17 protein-coding genes and 2 pseudogenes are annotated in these 23,956 nt (G+C 71.0%); 13 read left to right on the forward strand and 6 right to left on the reverse strand.

The window, feature by feature from the left end:
* From AB0B85_RS23505 to AB0B85_RS23515, 3 genes and pseudogenes are all read left to right on the forward strand, one after another.
* Positions 1-253: pseudogene (locus tag AB0B85_RS23505) on the forward strand (M23 family peptidase); the annotation flags it as partial.
* 143 nt (positions 254-396) lie between these two features.
* Entirely contained in the window at positions 397-2,808 is a 2,412-nt protein-coding gene (locus AB0B85_RS23510; RefSeq protein WP_357410667.1) for a BTAD domain-containing putative transcriptional regulator, read from the forward strand.
* A 5-nt stretch (positions 2,809-2,813) separates the two neighbouring features.
* The gene (locus AB0B85_RS23515) at positions 2,814-3,644 is read left to right on the forward strand and encodes a siderophore-interacting protein (RefSeq protein WP_357410669.1); all 831 of its coding nucleotides are present in this window, start codon (positions 2,814-2,816) and stop codon (positions 3,642-3,644) included.
* Positions 3,645-3,651: 7 nt separating this feature from the next.
* Here AB0B85_RS23515 and AB0B85_RS23520 read toward each other — a convergent pair whose 3' ends face one another.
* From AB0B85_RS23520 to AB0B85_RS23530, 3 genes are all read right to left on the reverse strand, one after another.
* Positions 3,652-4,857 (reverse strand): low temperature requirement protein A, encoded by a 1,206-nt coding sequence (locus tag AB0B85_RS23520; protein ID WP_357410671.1) that lies wholly within the window; start codon positions 4,855-4,857, stop codon positions 3,652-3,654.
* Between the two features lie 93 nt (positions 4,858-4,950).
* Complete coding sequence (locus tag AB0B85_RS23525; protein WP_357410673.1) at positions 4,951-6,654, reverse strand: glycoside hydrolase domain-containing protein; 1,704 nt, start codon at positions 6,652-6,654, stop codon at positions 4,951-4,953.
* Positions 6,655-6,780: 126 nt separating this feature from the next.
* Positions 6,781-8,382 carry a hypothetical protein gene (locus AB0B85_RS23530; protein WP_357410675.1) on the reverse strand — a complete coding sequence of 534 codons (1,602 nt, stop codon included), beginning with the start codon at positions 8,380-8,382 and terminating at the stop codon, positions 6,781-6,783.
* A 406-nt stretch (positions 8,383-8,788) separates the two neighbouring features.
* On the opposite strand from AB0B85_RS23530, the gene AB0B85_RS23535 reads away from it, so the two are divergent.
* The 4 genes and pseudogenes from AB0B85_RS23535 (at position 8,789) to AB0B85_RS23550 (ending at position 15,152) form a co-directional block, all read left to right on the forward strand.
* Positions 8,789-11,902, forward strand: a complete 3,114-nt coding sequence (locus tag AB0B85_RS23535; RefSeq protein WP_357410677.1) for a BTAD domain-containing putative transcriptional regulator — start codon at positions 8,789-8,791, stop codon at positions 11,900-11,902.
* Between the two features lie 118 nt (positions 11,903-12,020).
* A complete protein-coding gene (locus AB0B85_RS23540; RefSeq protein ID WP_357410679.1) occupies positions 12,021-12,593 on the forward strand; it encodes a hypothetical protein in 573 nt (190 codons plus the stop codon).
* A 101-nt stretch (positions 12,594-12,694) separates the two neighbouring features.
* Positions 12,695-14,615 (forward strand): annotated as a pseudogene (gene dnaG / locus AB0B85_RS23545) (DNA primase).
* Entirely contained in the window at positions 14,616-15,152 is a 537-nt protein-coding gene (locus AB0B85_RS23550) for a hypothetical protein (RefSeq protein ID WP_357410681.1), read from the forward strand.
* Between the two features lie 9 nt (positions 15,153-15,161).
* On the opposite strand, the gene AB0B85_RS23555 is transcribed toward AB0B85_RS23550, so the two are convergent.
* Both AB0B85_RS23555 and AB0B85_RS23560 read right to left on the reverse strand, forming a co-directional pair.
* A complete protein-coding gene (locus AB0B85_RS23555) occupies positions 15,162-16,169 on the reverse strand; it encodes a TAXI family TRAP transporter solute-binding subunit (protein WP_357410683.1) in 1,008 nt (335 codons plus the stop codon).
* Positions 16,166-18,379: a TRAP transporter fused permease subunit gene (locus AB0B85_RS23560; RefSeq protein ID WP_357410685.1), complete on the reverse strand. Its 2,214-nt coding sequence runs from the start codon at positions 18,377-18,379 to the stop codon at positions 16,166-16,168. The genes AB0B85_RS23555 and AB0B85_RS23560 overlap by 4 nt, the downstream gene beginning before the upstream one ends.
* 144 nt (positions 18,380-18,523) lie before the next feature.
* On the opposite strand from AB0B85_RS23560, the gene AB0B85_RS23565 reads away from it, so the two are divergent.
* On the forward strand, positions 18,524-19,456 hold the full coding sequence (locus AB0B85_RS23565) for an ABC transporter ATP-binding protein (protein WP_357410687.1): 933 nt from the start codon (positions 18,524-18,526) through the stop codon (positions 19,454-19,456).
* Between the two features lie 43 nt (positions 19,457-19,499).
* Here AB0B85_RS23565 and AB0B85_RS23570 read toward each other — a convergent pair whose 3' ends face one another.
* Positions 19,500-19,727, reverse strand: a complete 228-nt coding sequence (locus tag AB0B85_RS23570; protein ID WP_357410689.1) for a flavin reductase — start codon at positions 19,725-19,727, stop codon at positions 19,500-19,502.
* Between the two features lie 262 nt (positions 19,728-19,989).
* Between AB0B85_RS23570 and AB0B85_RS23575 the strand changes: the two genes are divergently transcribed.
* From AB0B85_RS23575 to AB0B85_RS23595, 5 genes are all read left to right on the forward strand, one after another.
* Positions 19,990-20,778 (forward strand): helix-turn-helix transcriptional regulator, encoded by a 789-nt coding sequence (locus AB0B85_RS23575; protein ID WP_357410691.1) that lies wholly within the window; start codon positions 19,990-19,992, stop codon positions 20,776-20,778.
* Positions 20,769-20,960: a DUF397 domain-containing protein gene (locus AB0B85_RS23580; protein ID WP_357410693.1), complete on the forward strand. Its 192-nt coding sequence runs from the start codon at positions 20,769-20,771 to the stop codon at positions 20,958-20,960. The genes AB0B85_RS23575 and AB0B85_RS23580 overlap by 10 nt, the downstream gene beginning before the upstream one ends.
* A 196-nt stretch (positions 20,961-21,156) precedes the next feature.
* Positions 21,157-21,945 (forward strand): ABC transporter permease, encoded by a 789-nt coding sequence (locus AB0B85_RS23585; RefSeq protein ID WP_357410695.1) that lies wholly within the window; start codon positions 21,157-21,159, stop codon positions 21,943-21,945.
* Between the two features lie 40 nt (positions 21,946-21,985).
* A complete protein-coding gene (locus tag AB0B85_RS23590; protein WP_357410697.1) occupies positions 21,986-22,795 on the forward strand; it encodes an ABC transporter permease in 810 nt (269 codons plus the stop codon).
* 63 nt (positions 22,796-22,858) lie between these two features.
* Complete coding sequence (locus tag AB0B85_RS23595) at positions 22,859-23,878, forward strand: YihY/virulence factor BrkB family protein (RefSeq protein WP_357410699.1); 1,020 nt, start codon at positions 22,859-22,861, stop codon at positions 23,876-23,878.
* Positions 23,879-23,956 lie beyond the last annotated feature (78 nt).

The raw sequence follows: 23,956 nt of genomic DNA on the forward strand, positions 1-23,956 counted from the left end.
CCTGTCGTACAAGATCAATGGTGCGGGTTCCTGGTCCTCGGGTGAGCTGAAGGACAGCACCTGGCAGGGCATGACCCACCTGGTCTCGCCCGGCGCGGGTACGTACTTTGGTCGTACCGGGACTGGCGGGCTTTTCCGCTACACCGACCGCAACCCCTACGACGGCAGCGGCGGCGACCTCTTCGGTCTGGGCGCGGTGGACGACTCGGGGTGGACGCAGGCGCTCCTTTCCGCGGTGCCCTTCAACAGCTGACCTCCCCGAGCACCGGAAACCGGGTGTCCGCCATCTGAGGCGGACACCCGGTTTCCGCCATCTCCGGAATGAAGTCGATGACCCGCCGACGACGGGGCCGCGCCGGAACAGACCCCGTATTAGAATGGCGTCGATTCACGGGGGTGATCATTTTGATAGATAAATTTTATTGGAAAGACGTCGGTTTCGGTCGATATTTGCAGCGTTTGCGGGAGCGGAGTGGCCTGACGCAGCAGGAGTTGGCCGATCGGTCTGGGCTGAGCGCAGCGACTATTCGCGACCTCGAACAGGGGCGCAGCCGCCGCCCGAGACCGCGCTCCATACGCGCCCTCAGCGTGGCTTTGGGACTGTCCGACCACGAGGCCGCGACTCTGCGGGACTCGGCGCTGGCCGCCGCCGGCCCGAACGACGATCGGGCGGAGTCGCCGACAATCAAGCTGTTCGGTCCTCTCTCGCTGTATCGAGGGTCCACGGCCGTGCCACTCGGCGCCGGCCGGCACCGGGTGGTGCTCGCCCGGCTGGCCCTGACGCCCAACGCGGCGGTGTCCCGCGACGAACTGATCGACCTGCTCTGGGGCGCGCAGCCGCCCTCCACCGCGGTCAACCTGGTGCAGACCTATGTCAGCCGGCTGCGTCGGTCGCTGGAGAGCGGGTGGTCCACGGAACGGGTTCGTCAGCCGTTGGCGCTGGTGCCCGGCGGTTACCGGCTCACCGTGGCCACCGAGCAGCTCGACCTACTGATGGGGCAGGAGTTGCTGGCACGGGCCGATGCGCACGACGACGGGCCAGCCGCGTTCGCCCTGCTCGACGAGGCGATCCAACAGTGGCGCGGCAGCCCGCTCGCGGACGTGCCGGAGCTGCGTGGTGACTCGTTGCTGATCGCGGTCGAGGAGGAGCGCATCGCCGCGACGATCCGCCACGCCAAGCTGGCCGGGCCGCTCGGCCGCTTCGACCGAGCGCTGCGGACCGTGCGGGAACTGTCCGGCCAGTATCCCCTGCACGAACCACTGCAAGCCCAGCTGATCTCCACGTTGGCCGGGGTTGGCCAACAGGCTGCCGCGCTGCGGGCGTACGAGGACGTCCGCCGACGGCTGTCCGAGGACCTCGGCATCGATCCCGGCCGGGAGCTGGTCGAGGCGTACCGGTCGGTGCTCGGACCTCCGGGCCGGCGGGGGTCGGTCGAAACCGGGTCGCCCACGCCACGGGGAGTGCCCTTGCAGACTCCCGCGCCGCCCGCGGACTTCACCGGGCGGGCGGAGCAAATACGCCATCTCCTGCACCTGCTCGGTCGAGATCCGCAGCGACCGTTGCCGGAGTCGGTGACAACCTGTGTGATCACCGGAGCCGCCGGGGTCGGCAAGACGGCACTGACGCTGCGCAGCGCACAGCTGCTGCGGCCGTCGTTTCCGAACGGGCAGCTGTACATCGATCTGCAAGGCTTCGGTCGCCTCCCGGTGTCGCCGCTGGACGCATTGGCCGGTTTTTTGCGCGCGCTCGGCGTGCCCGCCCGCCGGATACCACGCGACGAGGCGGAGTGCTCGGCACTGTTCCGCAGCGTCCTGGCTGACCGCCGGATGCTGATCGTGCTGGACAACCCGCGCAATGCGGCGCAGGTGCGGCCGTTACTGCCAGGAACTGGCGGCAGCGCGGTGCTGGTCGCCAGTCGTCGTCGGCTCGCCGACCTGGCCGGTGCCGTGATCGTCGACCTGGCCGTGCCCTCGGCCGTCGACGCGATCGACATGCTGGCAGCATCGGTGGGTTCGGCCCGCGTGGCGGCGGAGCACGAGGCCGCCGTCGGCGTTGTGCGCGCCTGTGGGCACCTGCCGATCGCCTTGCGCGTGGCGGGCAGCCGATTGGTGAGCCGGCCGTCCTGGACGGTGCGGGCGGTGATGGAGCAGCTGGCCGACCGCCACGTGCGGCTGGACGTGCTCCGGATCGGCGACGTGGGGGTGGAAGCCAGCTTCGACCTCAGCTACCAGCAGCTCCCCGCTGCCACGGCCCGGACGTTTCGCATGTCGGCGCTTCTGCCCGGCGCCCACTTTGGCCTGCCTGCGGCGGCTCGGATGGTGGGCGAGGACGAGGCGCTGGTCGAGGAGGCACTGCACGAACTGGTGGACGGCAACCTCGTGCAGGTCTGCGCGAAGGGCCGCTTCCGCTATCACGACCTGCTGCGCCTTTTTGCCGAGCGGCGGGCGCGGACCACTGATCCGGTGCCGGACCGGACTGCCGGGCTGGACCGGCTGATCGAGTGGTACATCGAACAGGTTGCCGCGGCGCTCCGGGTGGTGCGTCGCGAAACGACGGGCCGAGGCGGCGCCACGGCCTTCACCGACGCGGCCGCGGCGAGCCAGTGGATGGACATTGAGTCGGCCGGTCTCAACGGGGCCATCCGGGCGGCGGCCGACGGCGCCCTGTCGGACCGTGCTCGCACACTCGAGGACGGGCTCAACGCCTATCTGCTTGCCCGGCATCTGCTTGCCCGGCGGAGAGCGGTCCCGGAGCAGATGGCCTGGCGGGACCTCGATTGGCGGCCCGAGCTGGTTAGGCTAGCCTAACCAACATGACCGAACGGCCTAGAGCAGTGACGTCGGTCCGCGTGCTGCGCACCGAGCGGCCCACCCCGCACCTGGTCCGGCTCGTCCTCGGTGGGGACGAGTTGGCCGACCTGCCGGTGGGTGAGTTCACCGACCACTACATCAAGCTGGTGTTCCCGCAGCCCGGCGTCGTCTATCCGCAGCCGATGGATCTCGCCGCGATCCGTCGGGACCTGCCCCGGGAGCAGTGGCCCCGGCTGCGCGCGTACACCGTACGGCGGTGGGATCCGCTTGCCGAGGAGTTGACCGTGGACGTGGTGTACCACGGCGACGAGGGGTTGGCCGGCCCGTGGGCCGCCGCGCTACGGCCGGGCGACCCGGTGCACTTCGTCGGCCCCGGCGGGGCGTACGCGCCGAGCCCGGACGCGGACTGGCACCTGCTGGTCGGCGACGAGAGCGCCCTGCCGGCGATCGCCGCCGCATGCGAACGGCTGCCGCTGGGCGCGCCGGCCCACGTCTTCGTGGAGATCGGCGACCCGGCCGACGAGCAGAAGCTGCTCAGCCCCGGCGCGATCGAGGTGACCTGGGTGCACCGGGGCGAGAGCCCGGTCGGTGCGGCGCTTGTCGCGGCGGTACGGGCGTTGGAGTTCCCGGCCGGTCAGGTGCACGCGTTCGTGCACGGCGAGGCAGCCTTCGTCCGGGACCTGCGCCGGTTGCTGCGCGGCGAGCGGGGCATCCCGCTCGGTCAACTCTCCATCTCCGGCTACTGGCGGCGTGGCATGGACGACGAGGGCTGGCGCTCCACCAAGGCCGACTGGAACAGCCAGGTGACCGCCGAGGAGGCCACCGCCGCCTGAGGGTTGCTCATCCCTCGGGTGTGCGGTTCGCCGCGCCGGCTCTGGCCAGTCGCCGGCTGACCAGGACGGCATAACCGACGACCGCCAGGGCGAGCAGCGACAGCAGCACCCTTGGTTGGCGCACCGTCGTGGTGATCAGCGAGACCGAGACCACGCCGTAGACGGCGATTGCCAACCGGGCGGCGCTGGGTCGGGTCCACAGCCAGTACAGGGCAAGACCACAGAGCGTCCAGATCACCATCGATGCGCCAAGCAGCAGCCGCAGCTCCAGTGGCAGGTGGTCAGCGTTGCTGTCGATCAGCCGGACCACCTGTCCGAGCGCCCAGCCGAGCAGCAGCAGGGCACCGCCGAGCGGAATGTGCAGGTAGCTGTACGCCTGCCCGCCGCGCAGCCGGCGCTGGAGCAGGCGGGTGGTGACGAACGTGGTGTAGACCCACCAGACGGCCGCCGGGATCAGGAAGGCCAACGCGGCGGTGAGGATCATGTGTGGCGGGGGATGGTCCGGCACGGCGAAGAGCAGGCTGGCCAGCGCGCTGCCCAGCACGATGATGGTGAACTGGCCGATCCGTTCCGGTAGGTGCCGGTTGTCCACCGGCCAGCGGTTGAGCCAGCGTACGCCGACCCAGGGCGTGCTCAGTTCGATGACCATCGCGACCACCCACAGCACCGGGCGCAGCTGACTGGGCACGGTCAGCGACACCAGCCAGAGCAGCCAACCGGACCCGAAGCCGATCAGGTAGACAGTCGTCACCGTACGCGCCATCGGGCTGGTCGGACGGGCCCGCAGGTACAGCAGGAGCAGCACGCCCCGCACGATCAGGTACCCGACCGGCAGAAGCACGCTCTCCGGCACCTCGTCGACCCCGAGCGTCATCGCGCCCGCGCCGACCAACGCGACGAGCACCAGCAGCCGGTGCAGCGCGTCGTCCGGGTCGAACCGGGTGTCGTAGTAGACCTGCCCCAGCCAGGCCCACTGGATCACCACGAAGAGCCCGATGACGGCCAGCACCGCCCTCGGCGACGGCGAGGGGTCGTCGCCCAGCCGGGCCGTCACCGCTGCCAGCGCGTACACGAAGATGAGGTCGAGGAAGAGTTCCAGCCAGGTGGCGTGCCGGTGGCCGGCCTCGTCCGTCCGCGGGGCCTGGCCGCGTAGCCCCAACCACGTGCCCAACCAGCTCGGCACGTGCGGGCGGTCGGTCCGTACCCTGCGCATCTGGTCATGGTCCCCGGGTGGGCCCGGCCGGCGGGCCGGAACCGGTGAGCGCGGGGTCACCCGGCCGCACCGGTGACCCCGCGATGGTGCCCGTCAGCCGAGGTTGGCCCAGCTGGACCAGGGACCGCTGGTGGTGGTCTGCCAGGTGCTGTAGAGGCTCCCGTTGCCGCCGACGACGAAGACCTGGAGGCGTCCGTCGGCGTTGGTGGCGACGGCCAGGTCGGTGGTGAGGTCGTTGCCGCCGAGGCTGGTCCAGTCCGCGAACGGGCCGTTAGCCGTGTTCTGCCACTTGTGGTAGAGCCTGGCGTCACCGCCGATGGCGAACAGCTCGATCCGACCGTCGGTCTTGGTGACGGCCTTGACGGCGCTCAGGTCGGTGCCGTCGAGGTTGGTCCAGTCGGCCCAGGCGCCGCTGGTGGTGGTCTGCCAGATGCTGTAGAGGGCGCCGTTGCCGCCGATGACGAAGACCTGGAGGCGTCCGTCGGCGTTGGCGGCGATGGTGAGGTCGGTGGTGAGGTCGTTGCCGCCGAGGCTGGTCCAGTCGGAGAACGGCCCGTTGGCCGTGCTCTGCCACTTGTGGTAGAGCTTCCCGTCGCCGCCGATGGCGAACAGTTCGATCCGGCCGTCCTTCTTCTTCACGGCGCTGAGCGAGCGTAGGTCGGTGCCGCCGAGGTTGGTCCAGGCCGACCAGGGGCCGCTGGTGGTGGTCTGCCAGATGCTGTAGAGGCTGCCGTTGCCGCCGATGACGAAGGCTTGCAGGCGTCCGTCGGCGTTGGTGGCGGTGGTGAGGTCGGTGGTGAGATCGTTACCGCCGAGGCTGGCCCAGTCGGCGAACGGCCCGTTCGTGCTGCGCTGCCACTTGTCGTAGAGCTTCGAGTCGCCGCCGATGGCGAGCAGTTCGATCCGGCCGTCCGCCTTCGTCACCGCGGTCGGGGCCTGCAGGTGGGTGCCGCCGAGGTTGGCCCAGTCGCCGAAGACGCCGTTCGGGGAGGTCTGCCAGGTGCTGTACACCGCGCCGGAGCCGCGGGTCTGGAACGCCTGCAACCGGCCGTCGGCATTCAACGCCACCGCCAACGACCGGGCGGACGGCCGGCTACCCCACTGGCCGAAGTCGATGGCCCAGGCCTCGTTGCGGTCACATTGGGCTCCGGCGATGGTCACGTTGTTCTCCACCTGCCGCAGCTGTGCCCGGCTGTCCCACTGGCCGGACGACCAGGCGTACGTCTGCCAGCCCCAGCGGATCTTGCCGGCGTCGAAGAGTCGCTTGATCACGTAGTAGCCGCCGTAGGCGCCGACCCGGGCCCGGCCCAGCACGGAGGCCAACCCGTCGAAGTAGGCGTTGATGACGGTCTGCTGCGACGCCGATGCGTCGAAGTCCACGCTGAAGTAGATCGGCTTGCCCGCCGGCATGCCGCAGGCCAGCGCCTGGCTCTGCGCCTTGGTGGCGTTCTCCACCCCCTTCGCGTACCCCTGCAGCGCCTCGCTGGCGGTGTACTCCCAGTTGCAGACGACGTCGATGCCGGCCGCGATGAGGGCGTCCGCCTCACCGCGGGTGAGGTTCTTGCCATCGGTGCTGTCACTCAGATATCGGCAGGCGAAGGTGTAACCGGCGGCCTTGAGGCCGCTGATGCTCGGGCGACCCCACGAGTAGTCGACACCACGGCGGTAGACGGCCGCGGCCGCCGGGGATCCGAAGGTCAGCCCGGTGACGCCGCCTGCGACAACGGCGGCCAGACCGGCCAGGACGCCACGTCGGGAAATCTGGTTCGGCAGGTGCGGGGCGGAGGAAACACGCATGGAAGAAGTTCCTTTCGAGGGCTACCGGGGCGTACGAGGGCGCGGCTCCGCCGGAGGCGGACCGGTGATCTGCTGTGGAGCGGGGGGCACCGGCGCGGCCGGTGCCCCCCGCGGGTGGTGCTGGGGTCAGCCGAGGTTGGTCCAGTCCGACCAGGAGCCGCTGGTGGTGGTCTGCCAGATGCTGTAGAGGCTGCCGTTGCCGCCGATGACGAAGACCTGGAGTCGTCCGTCGGCGTTGGCGGAGATGGCGAGGTCGGTGGTGAGGCCATTGCCGCCGAGGCTGGTCCAGGGGGAGAACGGCCCGTTCGCTGTGGTCTGCCACTTGTGGTAGAGCTTTGAGTCGCCGCCGATCGCGAACAGTTCCATCCGACCGTCGGCCTTGGTGACAGCCCGGACGGCGCTCAGGTCGGTGCCGTCGAGGTTGGTCCAGTCGGCCCAGGCGCCGCTGGTGGTGGTCTGCCAGATGCTGTAGAGGGCGCCGTTGCCGCCGATGACGAAGACCTGGAGGCGTCCGTCGGCATTGGCGGAGATGGCGAGCTCGGTGGTCAGGTCGTTGCCGCCGAGGCTGGTCCAGTCGGAGAACGGCCCGTTGGCCGTGCTCTGCCACCTGTGGTAGAGCTTCCCGTCGCCGCCGATGGCGAACAGCTCGATCCGGCCGTCCTTCTTCTTCACGGCGCTGAGCGAGCGCAGGTCGGTGCCGCCGAGGTTGGCCCAGGCCGACCAGGGGCCGCTGGTGGTGGTCTGCCAGATGCTGTAGAGGCTGCCGTTGCCGCCGATGACGAAGACCTGCAGGCGCCCGTCGGCGTTCGTGGCGACGTTCAGGTCACTGCTGAGCGCACTGCCGCCGAGGCTGGTCCAGTCGGAGAACGGGCCGTTCACGGTGCTCTGCCACTTGTCGTAGAGCTTCCCGTCGCCGCCGATCGCGAACAACTCGATCCGGCCGTCCGCCTTCGTCACCGCCGTCGGCGACTTCAGGGCGCTGCCGCCGAGGTTGGCCCAGGCGCCGAAGACGCTGTTGGGGGCGGACTGCCAGGTGCTGTACACCGCGCCGGAACCACGGGTCTGGAACGCCTGCATCCGGCCGTCCGCGTTCAGCGCGACCGACAACTTCGTGGCCTGCGGCTTCGCGGGAGCCGACGGGGAGGCGATCAGACCGGTACGGCGGATCGGCTTGAAACTCGCCAGGTCACCCGCGCTGTTGAAGCCCAGGTTGCCTAAATTGCTCCTCTCGCGCGGGTTCTGGACCGTCTCGCCGTCTCTGTTGAACGAATAGACGTAGGCGCCCTTGCTGTGGTCGTTCCGGTCGGCCCAGAAAGCGAACAGTTCGATGTGGCCCGAGCGCACCATCGCGTCGCCGGGCTGCCAGTCGTCTCTGCTGCCGAGAGTGAACCAGCGGGAGTTGGACCCCTCGAAATCGTCCGTGTTGTAGTCCCAACCGCTCGGCTTCTTGTCCAGGTGCCAGACCATGGAAACCAGTCCGGAGCAGTCCCGGCGGTACCTGTGGGAACCCTCTTCGTCGGACGCCGGCTCACTCTGCGCCTGGCTGTAGGTGAGGCCGCGGTCCACCCAGTTCTGGGCGCGGCGCATGATCTCGCCGCGATCGATGGGTCCTTCGAGTGTGGAGGCCTGCGCCGGGGCCGGCGACAGGCCGACCAGTCCCGCGGCGATCATGGCCAGCGCGCCGACGATGCCGCTCGCTCGGCGAGTACGGCCGAATCGTGACTGCACAACTTTTCCCTTCAGGGTGGATGAGTGGGGGGTGGTGGCGCCGGACCGGAATGCATCGAGACTCTTGGCTGAAGTCGACGCGTCCGGATAAGATCCGCGACGCAGGCGTCACCGTGGGTTCCGTCCGCAGTGGTCGGTCCCAGATGGTCCTGCTATGCGGTTGTCGGCCGGCAGCCTTCCCTTCTGATGAGGACACGAGAGCCGTGGCACCGCTGAGTGGTGTCGCGTGCGGTTCGGCGGTGGCTGGCTGGGAAGACCCTCGCAGCCGGATCCGGTAGCGAACCTGAACGGATTCTTGACAACTTGAGCGGCCCGCTCCGGGCCGTGTAGGCACTACGGGCTCGGGGGCGAAGCCGTGGAACTACGTATATTGGGTGACCTGCAGGTTGTGGTCGACGGACGATCGGTGGAGCTGGGTCCGCCGAAGCAGCGGCTGGTGTTCGCCGCGCTCGCCGTTGACGCGGGTCGAAGCGTGCCGATCGAGACCCTTGTCGACCGGGTCTGGGACGAGACGCCGCCAGCCGACGCACGCGGCGTGCTGTACACCTACCTGACCCGCATCCGGCGGATCCTGGCCACCGCCCGGTCGGCCGAGACGGCGCCGATCACCGTGGGGCGCAGTCAGACCGGCTATCTGCTCGCCGCCGACCCGGACCGGGTGGACCTGTACCGACTACGCCGCCTCGCCGAGCAGGCGCAGGGCCTGCCGGTGGAGCATCCGGACCGGCCCGCTCTGCTGCGGGAAGCGATCGACCTGTGGCGCGGGGAGCCCCTCGACGGCCTGCCCGGCGACTGGGCGGCCCGGATCCGGGAAGGGCTGCGTCAGCAACTCACCCGGGTCCTGCTCGACTGGGCCGACAGTGAGATCACCCATGGCCGGCCCGGCCCGGTCACCGAGCGGCTCACAGTGGCCATGGATCGGAGCCCGCTCATCGAGCCGTTGGCGCTGAGCCTGATGCGAGCCCTCTACTTCAATGGACGCCGAGCCGAGGCGCTCGAGGTGTACACCCGGACCCGCGCCCGGCTCGCCGACGATCTCGGGATCGACCCGGGCACGGACCTTCAGGACCTGCACCGGGAGATCCTGCGCGGCACCCTACGGCCACCGGCAGCGCTCGCGACCCCGACGCCGACGCCGGCTCCGGCGCAGCCGTCGGCCGTCGTGCCGACACCGGTCGCGACCGCACCGGAGCATCCGCAGCCCACCAGCGGGGGGCTCGGGTGCCAACTCCCGGCCGACCTGCCCGACCATGTCGGGTGCGAATCGGAGATCTCCCGCGCGCTGAGCGTCCTGCGCCCCGACGGTCGGGGTGACGAGGGGGCCGCCGCACCCGTGCTGATCCTCTCCGGCCCGGGTGGGGTCGGGAAGACGGCCCTCAGCATCCGACTGGCGTATCTGCTGCGGCAGGCGTACCCGGATGGTCAGATTTTCGTCACCCTCAGTGGTCGCGGCCGTGACTCGGGGGAGGCGGTCGACCGGGTGTTGCGCGCCCTCGGCGCCACCAACATCCACCAACTCCCCACGATGGCGGACAAGCTCGGGCAGTACCGGGCCATGCTGAGCGGTCGACGTCTCCTCATCGTGCTCGACTCAGCGGTCAGCGCCGAGGAGGTCCGGCCCCTGGTGCCCGGCGGCCCGGGCAGCGCCCTGATCGTCTCCAGCCGGGCCTGGCTGACCACCGTTCCGGGTGCCGGACACGTCGAGGTGCCGCTGCTGGATCAGGCCGACTCGGTCCACCTGTTGGATCGCATCATCGGGCCGGCCCGGGTGGCGGCGGAACCGGAGGCGGCGGACGCCCTCGTCGAGATGTGCGCGGGGCTACCACTCGCTCTTCGGATCGTCGGCGCGCGGATCGCGGCGCGACCGCACCGCCGGATCGCCCGCCTGGCGGAGCGGATGCGGGACGAACGTGGGCGGCTCGACGAGATGGCCACAGACGGGTTGGCCGTACGGGTCAGCGTCGGAATCGGCTACCAGGCGCTCGACCCGGCGGCCCGCCGGGCGTTGCGGCTGCTCGGCTTCCTCGGGGTGCCGAGCTTCGCGGAGTGGCTGGTGGCGGCGCTCATCGGCGGCTCGGTGGACGAGGCCGAAGAGCTGTTGGAGCAACTCGCCGACGCCCGGCTGGTGACCGCCCTGCCCGACCCGACGCACCGGTTGCTCCGCTACCACATGCACGACCTGGTTCGACTGTTCGCCTGGGAACGCGCCGTCGAGGAGGACGCCGACGGCGCGCTGCGCGCCGCGGTGGCCCGGGTCCTGGCAACCGCCACCGACCTTGCGGAGCGGCTCAACCAGCGGCAGCCGTACGCCGTTCCGCCGCTCTATCGGCAGCGGCCGCAGCCGGTGGACGTGCCGACGGTTCCGCTCCCGACGGACCACCAGCTGCCCGGTTGGCTCGATGTCGAGGCGTCGACACTTGTCGTCGCGGTAGAGCGGGCCGCGGAGCTCGGCATGGACGTGGCGGCGTGCGCGCTGGCCGACGCGCTGGTCTACGCGTCCTTCGCGGTCCGGAACGACTTTGTCGGCTGGGGGCGCACCCACGCGGCGGCGGCCGCGGCGGCCCGGGCTGCCGGGAACTCCGTCGGCGAGGCGGTGATCGCCTGCGGCATCGCGCTGCTGCGCCACAAGGAGGACCGGTTCGTCGAGGCCGAACAGAATTTCCGGAGCGCCATCGAGCTGTTCGAGGCGTCCGGTCATGAGCACGGGTCGGCGGCGGCGCGCAGCGGGCTGGGCGCCGTGCTGCGCGAGGTCGGCCGGCACCGGGAGGCCGTCCCGTTGCTGACCGCGGCGGCCGACGTGCTGAACCGAATCGGCGGCGACAACGCGGCCGCGCACGCCACCTACGGGATCGGTCACTGCCTGCGGGAGCTTGGCGACGACGATGAGGCGATGCGCTACATCAGCCTGGCCATGGACGCCTACCGGGGGCTCGGTCACGTCCGGGGCGAGGCCATCGCTGCTCGGGGGATCGGCCTCGTGCACCGGGCCCGGGGTGAGCTGGACGACGCGCAGCGCTGGTGCGTCCGGGCCCACGAGCTGATCGTGGCGAGCGGTGACGAGCTGCTCGCCTGCTACACCGAGCAGGCGCTGGCGAAGGTGTGGCTCCGGCAGGGGGACGTGGGTCGGGCGCTGGCACCGCTGGAGCGCAGCCTGGCGACGTGCCGTCGGTTGAACGACCGGTTCGGCACGGCGCTGGTCCAGCGAACCATTGGTGAACTGCACCTGGCGGCCGGCCGGCCGGAGGTCGCCCTGGAGGCCCTCCGGCTGGCCCATGACGGCTGGGTCGAGCTACACCATGATCTCGGCGCGGCGCGCACGCTGCGCGACCTCGGCGCGGCGCACGCCGCGTTGGGTGACGTCGAGTCGGCGCACCGGGTGTGGGACACCGCTGCGGCGACCTTTCGGCGGCTCGGCACCCGGGAGGCCCGCGAAGCGCCGGGTTGGCACGAGCGGTGGTGGTGCGAGTGCGCGGCGGCATCTGTGGCGGACCGGATCGAGACCGGTACGCAGCTGGTCTGAGCAGCCGGCGACCTGCGCTTCCAGGTTTCGTCAAGACCACACGCAGGCCGCTTTCCTAGCGTCGGACCAGCACCGGGCATCGCCCCGGACGGCAGTCCGACGCGAGGGAGAAACGATCATGACGATCCGACGCAGTGGCGCGTACCTGGTGGTGGCGGTGGCGCTGGCCCTGCCGGCGGCCGGATGCGCGCACGAGGAGCGCACCGGCGGCGCGGCCAGTGCTCCCACGCCGACCTCGAACGGGCCGGTCGCCGCGCCGGAGCCGACCGTTTCCGGATCGCCGGCGACCGCCCCTACCTCCAGCGTCCCCGCGCCACCGGCTTCCGCCCCGGCGCGGCCCGGTGCGGGAGCCGGTCGGGCGGTCGACCCGGCCCCGACCACCGCCAAGCCGATCCGGCTCGACGACCAACACGTCACCGACACCCCGTCCTGCCGCCCGGAGGTCCTGCTCGCGACCACCAGAGCGGCCCTGAGCGGGCAGACTGTGCAGGACGTGGCGGTGTTCTCCTGCCGCAACGGCTACGCCCGGCTGATGGCTGTCGCCCCGCAGGGGGAGATTCCCGACGGCCAGGTGTTCCTGCACCAGGATGCCAAGGGCTGGCAGGTCGTGGCGCGTACCTCGGCAGCCACCGACTGCGGCGACACGGGCCTCAGCGCCGCCATCCAGACGGCCTGCGCCGGCCTGGCCTGATCGCACGAGGCCCGGCCCGCGGGCCGGAACCGCCCAGCCGGCAGCGGTGCCCGCCACACCGGCATCCCCCGGCCGGCGTGTCGTCGGTCCGGCAGGGCAGGATGTACGCCGAGGGGGTGGCGTATGGCTGGGCGGATCCGGGACGAGGACATCGCACTGGTCCGGGAACGCACCTCGATCGGGGATGTGATCTCCGAGACGGTCACCCTCAAGTCCGCAGGTGGCGGCAACCTGAAGGGCCTGTGCCCGTTTCACGACGAGAAGAGTCCGTCGTTCAACGTCTCCCCGGCCCGCAACGTCTGGTACTGCTTCGGCTGCGGGGCCGGCGGCGACGCCATCAAGTTCCTGATGGACGCCGACCACCTCAGTTTCGTGGAGTCCGTGGAGCGGCTGGCCGGCCGCGCCGGCATCCAGCTGCGCTACATCGAGGACGACAAGGGCACCCCGCGCCCCCGCCCCCAGCAGGGGCAACGGCAGCGTCTGGTCGCCGCGCACGCCGCCGCTGTCGAGTTCTACCGGGCGCAGCTGAGCACGGCCGGGGCGCGGCCGGCCCGGGAGTTCCTGGCCAAACGGGGCTTCGACCGGGCCGCCGCCGAGCGCTACGGCTGCGGCTTCGCGCCGGAGGGCTGGGATCTGCTCACCAAGCACCTGCGCCAGCAGGGTTTCACCCACCAGGAGTTGGTCACCGCCGGGCTGTCCCGGGAGTCCCGCTCCGGCACCCTGATCGACAGGTTCCGCCGTCGGCTGCTCTGGCCGATCCGCGACCTCGCGGGCGACGTGATCGGCTTCGGCGCGCGCAAGCTCTTCGACGACGACGACGGCCCGAAGTACCTGAACACCCCCGAGACGCCGATCTACAAGAAGTCGCACGTGCTCTACGGCATCGACCAGGCCAAGCGGGAGATCGCCAAGCAGGGCCGGGCGGTCATCGTCGAGGGTTACACCGACGTGATGGCCTGCCACCTCGCCGGGGTGACCACGGCGGTGGCGACCTGCGGCACCGCCTTCGCCGCGGACCACATCTCCGTCCTGCGGCGGCTGCTGTTCGACAGCGACGAGGTGGCCGGCGAGATCATCTTCACCTTCGACGGTGACGCCGCCGGCCAGAAGGCCGCGCTGCGCGCCTTCGAGGACGATCAGCGGTTCGTCGGGCGCACGTTCATCGCGGTCAGCCCGGACAACATGGACCCGTGCGACCTGCGGCTGGCCAAGGGAGACCTGGCGGTGCGGGATCTGGTCGCCCGCCGCGAGCCGCTCGTCGACTTCGCGCTGCGGCACGTGATCGGCCGCTTCGACCTGGACACCGTCGACGGCCGGGTCGAGGCCATGCGCCACGCCGCGCCGCTCGTCGCACGACTCAAGGACCGGGAGAAGCGCCCGGAGTACGTCCGCAAACTCGCAATGGACCTGGGGATGGAGATCGAGCCGGTGCAGCGGGCGGTGCTCGCCGCCGCCAACACCCCGCCACCCGGCACCCGCGACACCGGCCCGGGCAGCCGCGACGCCGCCTCCACCCGGCCCGCCCCGGCTCGTCCCGAGCCGGCCGTGGACAGCCCGCAGTCGATGGTCGAACGGGAGGCGCTGAAGCTCGCCCTCCAACAGCCGGTCCTGGCCGGGCCCATGTTCGACGCGGTCGAGTCGACCGAATACCGCCACCCGGTGCACGTCGCGGTGCGGACCGCCATCGCGACGGCCGGGGGAGCCGCCTCGGCGACCGGTGGCGCTGTGTGGATCGAGTCGGTCCGGGACGCCTGCGACGATCTTGCCGCGGCGGCGCTTGTCGGCGAGTTGGCGGTGGAGCCGCTGCGCATCGACGGCGAACCGGACCCGCGCTACGTGTCGATCACCATGGCGCGGGTGCAGTTCGGGTCGGTGACCGCCCGCGTCCGGGATCTCAAGTCGCGCATCCAGCGGATCAACCCGGTCAACAACAAGGACGAGTACTTCGCCGCCTTCGGTGAGCTGCTGTCCCTGGAGCAGCACGCCCGGGCGCTGCGCGAGCAGGCTGCGGGAGGCCTCTAGATGGGACTGTTCAGCCGCAAGCCGAAGCTGCCACCGGCCGACCGGCCGCCGCTGGCCCCCGACGAGCGGGTGCTGGCCTGGGCGGCTGCCGGCAACGGCGAGGGCGACGGGGTGGTGGTCGCCAGCAACCTCGGGCTGTGGCTGCCCGGTCGGGGGCACCGGCTCGGCTGGCACGCCATCCTCAAGGCGGTCTGGTCGGGCCGGGAGTTGGCCGTCACGCCCGCCGAGACCGTCGTCGAACGCGACGGCTACACGGTGGTCGCCGATGGCCCGACGGAGACCTACCTGCTGCTCGACCCGGGTGAGTTGCCGCACCAGGTGCGGGCGCGGGTGACCCGTTCGGTCGCGTACACCGAGCACCAGCCGGTGCCCGGCGGCGCGGCGCGGGTAGCGGCCCGGCGGGTGGCCGGGGTCGACGGTCTCACCTGGACTGTCCGACTCGACCCCGGCACTCCGGCGGACGACGAGGCACTGCTCGCCGAGACCGACCGGCTGGTCGGTGTGGCCCGCGCCGCCACCGCGCCGGGCGACGTCTGACCGGGCGGGTCAGCTCGCGCCGAGATCGGTGAGCGCCTTCTCCGCGCCTCGGTGCAGCGGCACCGGCAGGGTCCGGCGGGCGGTTTTCAGCGAGATCCCCTTGGCCGCCGGGTTGGCCTGGGCGAGGGCGTCGCGCTTGTCGAAGACCGTCCGGGTGATCGCGCAGGCGACGTTGGCGTCCAGGTCCTTGCGGACCAACAGCACGTTGGGTACGACGATGGTCGGGGTGTCGGTAGCCGTCCGGTACGCGTCCCGCCCGATCGTGCCCTCCTGGTAGCCGGGGCTCAGCGCTGCCATCTTCGGCAGCAACGACGAGAGGTCGACGAACCTCACCGAGTCGCCGGCAGTGGTGAACAGGTCGGTGAGACCTCCGGTGGGCAGGCCACCGGACCAGAAGAAGCCGTCGATGCTGCCGTCCTTGACCCCCTCGACCGTCTTGGTCAGGTCCAGTCGCTGCGCGCGGATGTCCTTGGCCGGGTCGAGGCCGGCGGCCTCCAACAGCCGGTTGGCGATCACCTCGGTGCCGGACTTGGGCGAGCCGGTGGAGATCCGCTTGCCCCGCATGGCGGCCACCGAGGTGATGCCGGAGTCGTTGCGGACCACCACCTGGGTGTAGTTGTCGTAGATGCGGGCCAACGCCTGCACCGGCTGCGGCGTGGTGAAGCTGCCCTGGCCCTGCACCGCGTTGACCGCCGTGTCGAACAGCGAGAACGCCACGTCGTACTGGCCGGCGACCAGTTGTTCGACGTTCTGCACCGACGCGCCGGTCTCGGCGGCGGTGCCGCTGAGTTTGCCGCCGGTCGCCCCGGACAACTGCCCGGCCAGGGCGTTGCCGACCACGTAGTAGACGCCTGTCGCGTTGCCGGTGGCGATGCCGACGCGGGTCTCCTTCGTCACCTCGCAGGTGACCTCACGCGCCGCGTCGTCAGTGGCCGCGCCGCCCTGCTGACCTCCGCAACCCGCGACGAGGGCGAGCACACTGAGACCCGCCGCGAGCCGTACGTCGATTCGTCTCACAGTTTCTCCTCCACAGGGTTGGACGATGGTCGGCCGGCGGATGCGCGTCGGACGAGGACGCCCGCCACCGCGACGGCGGCGAGCGCCGCGCCGACAGTTACCGGCACGGGTTCGAGCCAGAGCAGGGTGACGCCGGCGAGGACGCCCAGCACCCGTTCCGGGGCACCGGCCGGGCCCACGCCGGGCAGCCAACCACCGGCGGCGACGGCGAGCACCGCCACGCTGAGCGCGGTGACCACTGCGGCGAAGGCGATCCGCTGGACGCCACCGATGCCGAGCAGGCCGAGCCCGGCCGGCGTGATGACGAACGCGATCGGGGTCAGGTACGCCGGCAGCGCGTACCGCAGGGTCTGCCACATGGTGGGCACCAGCCGGCCGCCGGTGACCGCGGCGGCGGCCACCGCGGCGAGCGCGGTCGGCGGGGACACCTCGGACAGCACCGCGAAGTAGAAGACGAACATCGCCGCCGCCGGCGCGGTGACGCCCAGGTCGAGCAGGGCCGGGCCGACGATCACCCAACCGATCACGAACGACGCGGTGACCGGCACGGCCAGGCCCAGCAGGCTGAGCGCGACGGCGGCGAGCAGCGCGGTGAGCACCAGCACCAGCGTCGGGTCCGAGGTGGCCGCCTGCGCGCCGCCGATCAGCAGCGCCGCCGCCTGCGGCCCCAGGCCGGTCTTCGTGGTGGTCGCCGTGATGATGCCGGCGGCGGCGCAGACGGCGGTGACGGCGAGGACACCGCGTACGCCGGTGACGAGCGCGGTCACCAGCCGGCCCGGGGTGAGCCGGTGCGCGCGGTCCAGGAAGGAGAGCGCGACGGCCAGGACGGTGGCGAACACCACGGCCCTCGTCGCGGACACTCCTGCCGCGAGGAACGCGATGATGGCGATCAGCGAGGCGAAGTGGTAGCCGAACCGGCCCAGCAGACGCCAGGGCGAGCCGACGTCGACCGCCACCTGGCGTACGCCGGAGCGGCGAGCGTCGATCTCCACGGCGAGCAGAATGCCGAGGTAGTAGAGCACCGTCGGTACGGTTGCCCAGCCCAACACCTGTAGGTAGGAGACGCCCAGGTACTCGGCGATGATGAACGCCGCCGCCCCCAGGGTGGGCGGGGAGAGGATGGCGCCCACGCCGGCCGCCGCCAGCATGCCGCCGGCCCGCTCCGGCGGGTAGCCGGCGCGGCGCAGCAGCGGCCAGGTGACCGCGCCGATGCTCACCGTCGTCGCCGCGCCGGAGCCGGAGACGGTGCCGAGCAGGAAGCCGGAGGCCACCGCCGTCCGGCCGGCGGCGGTACGCGAGCGCCGGAACGCCGCAGCCGACAACTCGACGAAGAACCGCCCCGCCCCGGACAGTTCCAGCACCGCGCCGTAGATGGTGAACAGCACGATGTACGAGGCGGCCACGTCGAGCGGCGTGCCGTAGAAGCCGCTGTCGGAGTTGTAGAACGCGTCGACCAGCTGACCGAAGTCCAGCCCGGCGTGCGCGACCGGCCAGGACTGCGGCAGCAACCCGCCGTAGTAGCCGTAGCCGAGGAAGAGCAGGCAGACCGCGGGCAGGATCCAACCGGTGGTCCGTCGACAGGCTTCGAGCAGCAGGAGCAGCAGGACGGTGCCCAGCACCAGATCCGTCGGCGACAGCAGGCCCTGCCGGTCGAGGAACGCGTTGTAGCCACCGCCACCGCCGCCGATCCGGATCGGCAGGACGGGGTAGAGGCAGGCGGCGACCGCCAGGGCGACCAGAACCCAGTCGATGACTGTGGGTCGCGTCGACGCCGGAGCCGGCAGAGCCGGGTTGTCATCCTCGGTGGCGGGGGCCGTGCGACGCCGCCACGTCGGCAGCCGCAGGCCGGCCGGGTAGGCCAGGAAAACCAACGGGAGTACGCCGGCCAGGAAGATGATCAGGTAATACTTGCTGCCCTGCGACAGGGGGCGGAACACCTGCCACAGGGCGAGGGCGCCGACCGCCAGCGCGGCAGCGGTGAGGAGCAGACCCGCCGGCCCGGAGAGCACCCGGCCCGGCTTCTCGTCCTCGAACTGGGCGGCCAAATCCCGCGTCGCCCGCTCGGTGACGTCAGGCCCGCGCTGCGCCGGCTCTGCTCCCGATCGCGGTCGGGGTGGGCCACCGCTGGGGCTCGCCGCGGTCTCGTCGGCGGGAGAGTTGGCTGGTCGGGCGGGTGGAGACGAACCATCGGGTGTGCTGATGGGCGACACGAGGGGACGATACACGTCAATTGAGCGAGCTGTGGGGCATCGATCGGCGTTTCGTTGTGGTGGGCTCGGGCGGGGCGGCCGGCGTCTCGCCGGGTGCGGGTATTTGCGTGGAGGGTTGTCGCACCGGGCGGTTAGGGTCGGGCGGTGACTTCGGGGCGACCACTGATTCAGGCTCGTGGGCTGGTGAAGCGGTTCGGCGAGTTCACCGCCGTGGACGGCATCGATGTCGAGGTGCGCTCGGGTGAGGCGTTCGGCTTCCTCGGGCCCAACGGCGCGGGCAAGTCGTCCACCATGCGGATGGTCGGCTGCACCTCCCCGCCCAGCGGTGGCCAGCTGCGCATCCTCGACATGGATCCGGTGCGCGACGGGCCGGCGATCCGCGCTCGCCTCGGTGTGTGCCCCCAACTGGACAATCTCGACCCGGAGCTGACCGTCCGGGAAAACCTGACCGTCTACGCCCGCTACTTCGGCATCTCCCGTCGGGCGGCCCGGGAGCGCGCCGCCGAGCTGCTCGACTTCGTCCAGCTCACCGAGCGGGCCGACAGCAAGGTCGAGCCGCTCTCCGGTGGCATGAAGCGGCGGCTGACAATTGCCCGTGCGTTGGTCAACGACCCGGAGATCGTGCTGCTCGACGAGCCGACCACCGGGCTCGACCCGCAGGCCCGGCACCTGGTGTGGGAGCGGCTGTTCCGGCTCAAGCAGCAGGGCGTCACGCTGGTGCTCACCACGCACTACATGGACGAGGCCGAGCAGCTCTGCGACCGGCTGGTGGTGATGGACGGCGGGCGGATCGTCGCGGAGGGCTCGCCCCGGGCGCTCATCGAGCAGCACTCGACCCGCGAGGTTGTCGAGTTGCGCTTCACCGCCGAGTCGCAGGAGCCGTTCGCCAGCAAGCTCGACGGCCTGGGGGAGCGGGTCGAGGTGCTGCCCGACCGGGTGCTGCTCTACGTGTCGGACGGCGACGAGGCGGTCGCCGAGGTCGCCGCGCTGGGGCTGCAACCGGCGAACGTGCTGGTCCGGCGCAGCGGCCTGGAGGACGTCTTCCTGCACCTGACCGGCCGCACCCTGGTCGACTGACCACGGGGGCCCGACGGCCTGCCGAGCCGCCGACGACCACAGTTCAGCGGGCTCTGGCCCAGGTGAGGAAGCGGTCGGTCAGCCCGTCGTGCCCGGGGAGATCCCCGGCCGCCTCGTGGTGCACCGCGGCGAGGTAGACGAGCAGGCCGATCCGATCCTCGCGGTACTCGCCGAGCAGCGCCAAGCGGGCCGGCGAGCAGGGCCACGCCGCGCCGCACACCCGGCAGCGCCAGGACGGCCGGGCCGCCACGTGTGGGCGGTACCGGGGCATCAGTGCCCGCCACCGTGATCAGCCGGCCAGGTGAGTCGCACGGGATCCTCCATCGGTGGGTGGGAGCGCCCCGGATCGGGGGTCACGGGGCGCTCCCGGCCTGGTTCCGCCCGCCGTCCGATCCCGTGAGCGGTTCCGCTGCGTGACAGTCTGGTGACGATCCGACTACGGTGGGAGGTTCCGCACGCCGACGACCAGCGCGTACGGCGATCGGCCCGGCCGGTACGGGAATGTACGGGGGTTGTCCGTGGAGAGTTCGTCAATGCTGGAGCACTTCGCCGAGGAGCTGCGGCTGGCCCGGGCCACCAGTGGGATGTCACAGACGGCGCTGGCCGAGGCGTTGAGCTATTCCGGCGCGCTGGTGGCCAAGGTGGAGACATCCGAGCGCCGGCCGAGTCTGGACTTCGCCCGCCGGTGTGACGCCGTGTTCTCAGCCGACGGTCGGTTCGAGCGCATCCAGCGGCGGATCAGCCGGGAGGCGGTGGTGCCGTGGTTCCGCGACTGGGCCGGCATCGAGCAGGAGACCACCGCACTACGGTGGTTCGAGCCGCTCTACGTGCCCGGCCTGGTGCAGACCGAGGGCTACGCCCGCGCCATTCTGGCCGGGGCCGGGCTGTTCGCGGCGGACGAGGTCGAGCAACAGGTGACCGCCCGGCTCGACCGGCAGGGCGTGCTCACCCGGAACCGGCCACCGTTGCTCAGCCTGGTCGTCGACGAGTACGCGCTGCGCCGCCGGGTCGGCGGGCCGGAGGTGATGCGCGAGCAGTTGCGGCACCTGGTGAAGCTCGGCTCGGCCCTGCCCCGGGTCCGAATCCAGGTCGTGCCGCTGTCGGCCGGTGCGTACGCTGGGCTCGATGGTCCCTTCGTGATCGCCACCGCAGCCACCGGCGAGGATGTCGTCTACCTGGACGGGCAGCGCCACGGGCAGGTGATCGACCGGTCCGAGTACGTTCGGCAGATGGTCGAGGTGTGGGAGTCGATCCGGGGTGAGGCACTATCGCAGCAGCAGTCCCTCGACCTGATCACGGAAGTGGCGGAGACATGGAGCTGACCGGCGCCCGCTGGCGCAAGAGCACCCGCAGCAACGGCAGCGGCGGCGCCTGTGTGGAGGTTGCCAGCAACCTGCCTGGGTTCGTCGCTGTCCGCGACTCCAAGGACCCGACCGGCCCCGCGCTCGTCTTCCCGCCGGACGCGTGGCGCGCATTCGTCGAGTCCGACGCGGTTGGCCGGTAGCTGGCGGCCACGCCGTCCAGATCGACTCGGCTTTCAGGAAGTCGGGGCATCGGGGCGGCTCTGACACCGCGGCTTCCTGAAAGCCGAGTCGATCAACCCGCTGAAACCCGGGCGACACGTCGGCGGGGTCGTCGTAGGGTGACCGACGGTTTGTCGTACCCCGGGGGTAGACAGGGTCGTGGTGGGGGGTGGTCGGGTGAGTGTGGCGGGATCGACGCGGTTGCCATGGGTGCCGGCGTGGGCGGTGTTCGAGCACTACCTGGTGGGTCTTCGACGCACCTGGCGGGCCGGGGTGTTCTCCTCGTTCCTGCTGCCGGTGCTGACCGTCCTCGGGTTCGGGCTTGGTGTCGGCGCCTATATCGACCAGGGCGTCGGCGGGGTGCGATACCTCGACTGGCTGGTCCCCGGGCTGATCGCCTCGACCGCGCTGCAAGCGACGATCGGTGAATCGACCTGGCCGGTGTTCAGCAACTTCCAGTGGGTCAAGACCTACTACGCGCAGAGCGCCGCGCCGCTGCGGGTGGGCGACATCGTGGCCGGGCACCTGGCCTTCGTGCTGTTCCGGTCGCTCGCCACCATTACGGCGTTCCTGCTGGTCACCGGGCTGTTCGGCGCATTGCGGTCGCCGTGGGCGGTGGCCACCCTGCCGGTGGTGGCGTTGCTCGGGCTGGCCGTCGCCACGCCGACCTTCGCGTACACGGCGTCGGTGTCGCACGACAGTTGGCTCGCGATGCTGTTCCGGTTCGCGGTCATCCCGATGGCGCTCTTCGCCGGGGTGTTCTTTCCGGTCGAGTCGTTGCCCGACGCACTGCGCTGGCTGGCGTACGCGACGCCGTTGTGGCATGCCGTGGACCTGTGCCGCGCGGCCACGCTCGGCGTTGCCCCGCAGTGGTCGATCGTCGGGCACCTGCTCTACCTGGCGGCCTGGGCGGTCGCCGGCTGGTTGCTGGCGGTGCGGGCGTTCCGTCGCAAGCTCGTGGTCTGAAAACCAACCCGTCGTCTGACGACCAAGCAGAGAGGCTGCCGTGCTCACGCTGATCCTGCCCCGACTGGTGGACGTCATGGCCGCGTCGCGGCGATCGGCGTCGGTGGTGGGGCGCAACGTCGCGGCGCTGAAGTCGGTCTACTGGCTGCTGCTGCTCTCCGGTTTCGTCGAGCCGCTGCTCTACCTGCTCTCCATCGGCGTCGGCGTCGGCACGCTCGTCGGTGACCTGCCGCTGCCCGACGGGCGGCTGGTGTCGTACGCCGAGTTCGTGGCCCCGGCGATGCTCGCCTCATCGGCGATGACCGGGGCGCTCTCGGAGACCATCTTCAACTTCTTCGGCAAGCTGAAGTACCTGAAGCTGTACGACGGGATGATCGCCACCCCGGTCCGGCCGTTCGAGATCGCCACCGGTGAGCTCAGTTGGGCGATGCTGCGGGGCAGCGCCTACTCAGCCGCCTTCCTCGCGGTGATGGTCGGGTTTGACCTGACAAGTGTCGCCCGCGCGGTTGCCGCCCTCCCGGCCGCGGTGCTTGTCGGGTTCACGTTCGGGGCGCTCGGCATGGCGATCTCCACCTTCATGCGCAGTTGGCAGGACTTCGACCTGCTGGCCTCCGCGCAGTTCACCCTCTTCCTCTTCTCCGGCACGTTCGTGCCGGCGCAGGCCTATCCGACACTGCTGCACTGGTTGGTCGAGATCACCCCGCTGTACCGGGCGGTGCACCTGATCCGCGCCCTCGCGCTTGGCGGCGGTGGCTGGGTCGGGCTGCTCGACGTGCTCTACCTGCTGGCGATGATGAGTGTCGGCCTGTGGGTGGCCGCGCGCCGAATGAGCAGGTTGCTCTACCGGTAGGGGTTACCGGCGCCCGTCGACGGGGCATGTCGGAGGTGACACCACCGACGACGAGGAGAGGCGATGACCTCGGACGACTCTGCCGCCGGCCGGGCGCGCACCGACGCCAGCGCGCCGGTCGGCCCGGACGCGGGGCCGGACAGCCCCACCGATCTGCCCGGCAGCGGCTGGCAGGCGGCGCTGCGGCGCACCGTAAGGGAATTCCAGGACGACAGCCTGACCGACTGGGCGGCGGCGCTCACCTACTACGGGGTGCTGTCCATCTTCCCCGGCCTGCTGGTGCTGATCTCGATCCTCGGTCTGCTCGGCGAGAGTGCCACCGACGGCGTCCGGGACACCGTCAACCAGGCCGTGCCCGACGACAGCATCCAGGAGATCATCAACGGTGCGATCGGCACCGCCCAGGAAAACGGCGGGTTGGCCAGCCTCGCGGCGATCATCGGTGTGCTTGCCGCGTTCTGGTCCGCGTCCGGCTACATCGGGGCGTTCATGCGCGCCTCGAACACGATCTACGACGTGCCGGAGGGTCGGCCGATCTGGAAGACGCTGCCGATCCGCCTCGGCGTGACCGCGGTGATCGGAGTGCTGTTGCTGGTCAGCGCGGTGATCGTGGTCTTCACCGGCCGCCTCGCCGAGGCGGTCGGGGACGTGGTCGGCCTCGGCGCGACAGCGGTCACGGTGTGGGACATCGCCAAGTGGCCGGTGCTGCTGATCCTGGTCAGCCTGATGTTCGCGATCCTCTACTGGGCGTCGCCGAATGCCCGGCACGGCGGGTTCCGCTGGGTCAGCCCGGGTGGGGTGCTGGCCGTGGTGATCTGGCTGGTGATCTCCGGTCTGTTCGCCCTCTACGTGAGCAACTTCGGCTCGTACAACAAGACGTACGGGGCACTGGCCGGGGTGATCGTCTTCTTGGTCTGGCTCTGGCTGAGCAACATCGCGATCCTGCTGGGTGCCGAGTTCGACGCCGAGTTGGAGCGGAGCCGGGCCATCGCGGCCGGGCACGCCGTCGACGATGAGCCGTACGTCGAGCTGCGTGACGACCGCAAGCTCCGCAAGAAGCGCAACTCCGCCAACCGCCGCTGACGCCACCGCCCCGCGCCGACCGACCCGCGCACCGACCGACCCGCGCACCGACCGACCGGGCCGCACCGACCGGGCCGC

Source organism: Micromonospora sp. NPDC049044, assembly GCF_040649215.1.
Lineage (GTDB): Bacteria > Actinomycetota > Actinomycetes > Mycobacteriales > Micromonosporaceae > Micromonospora.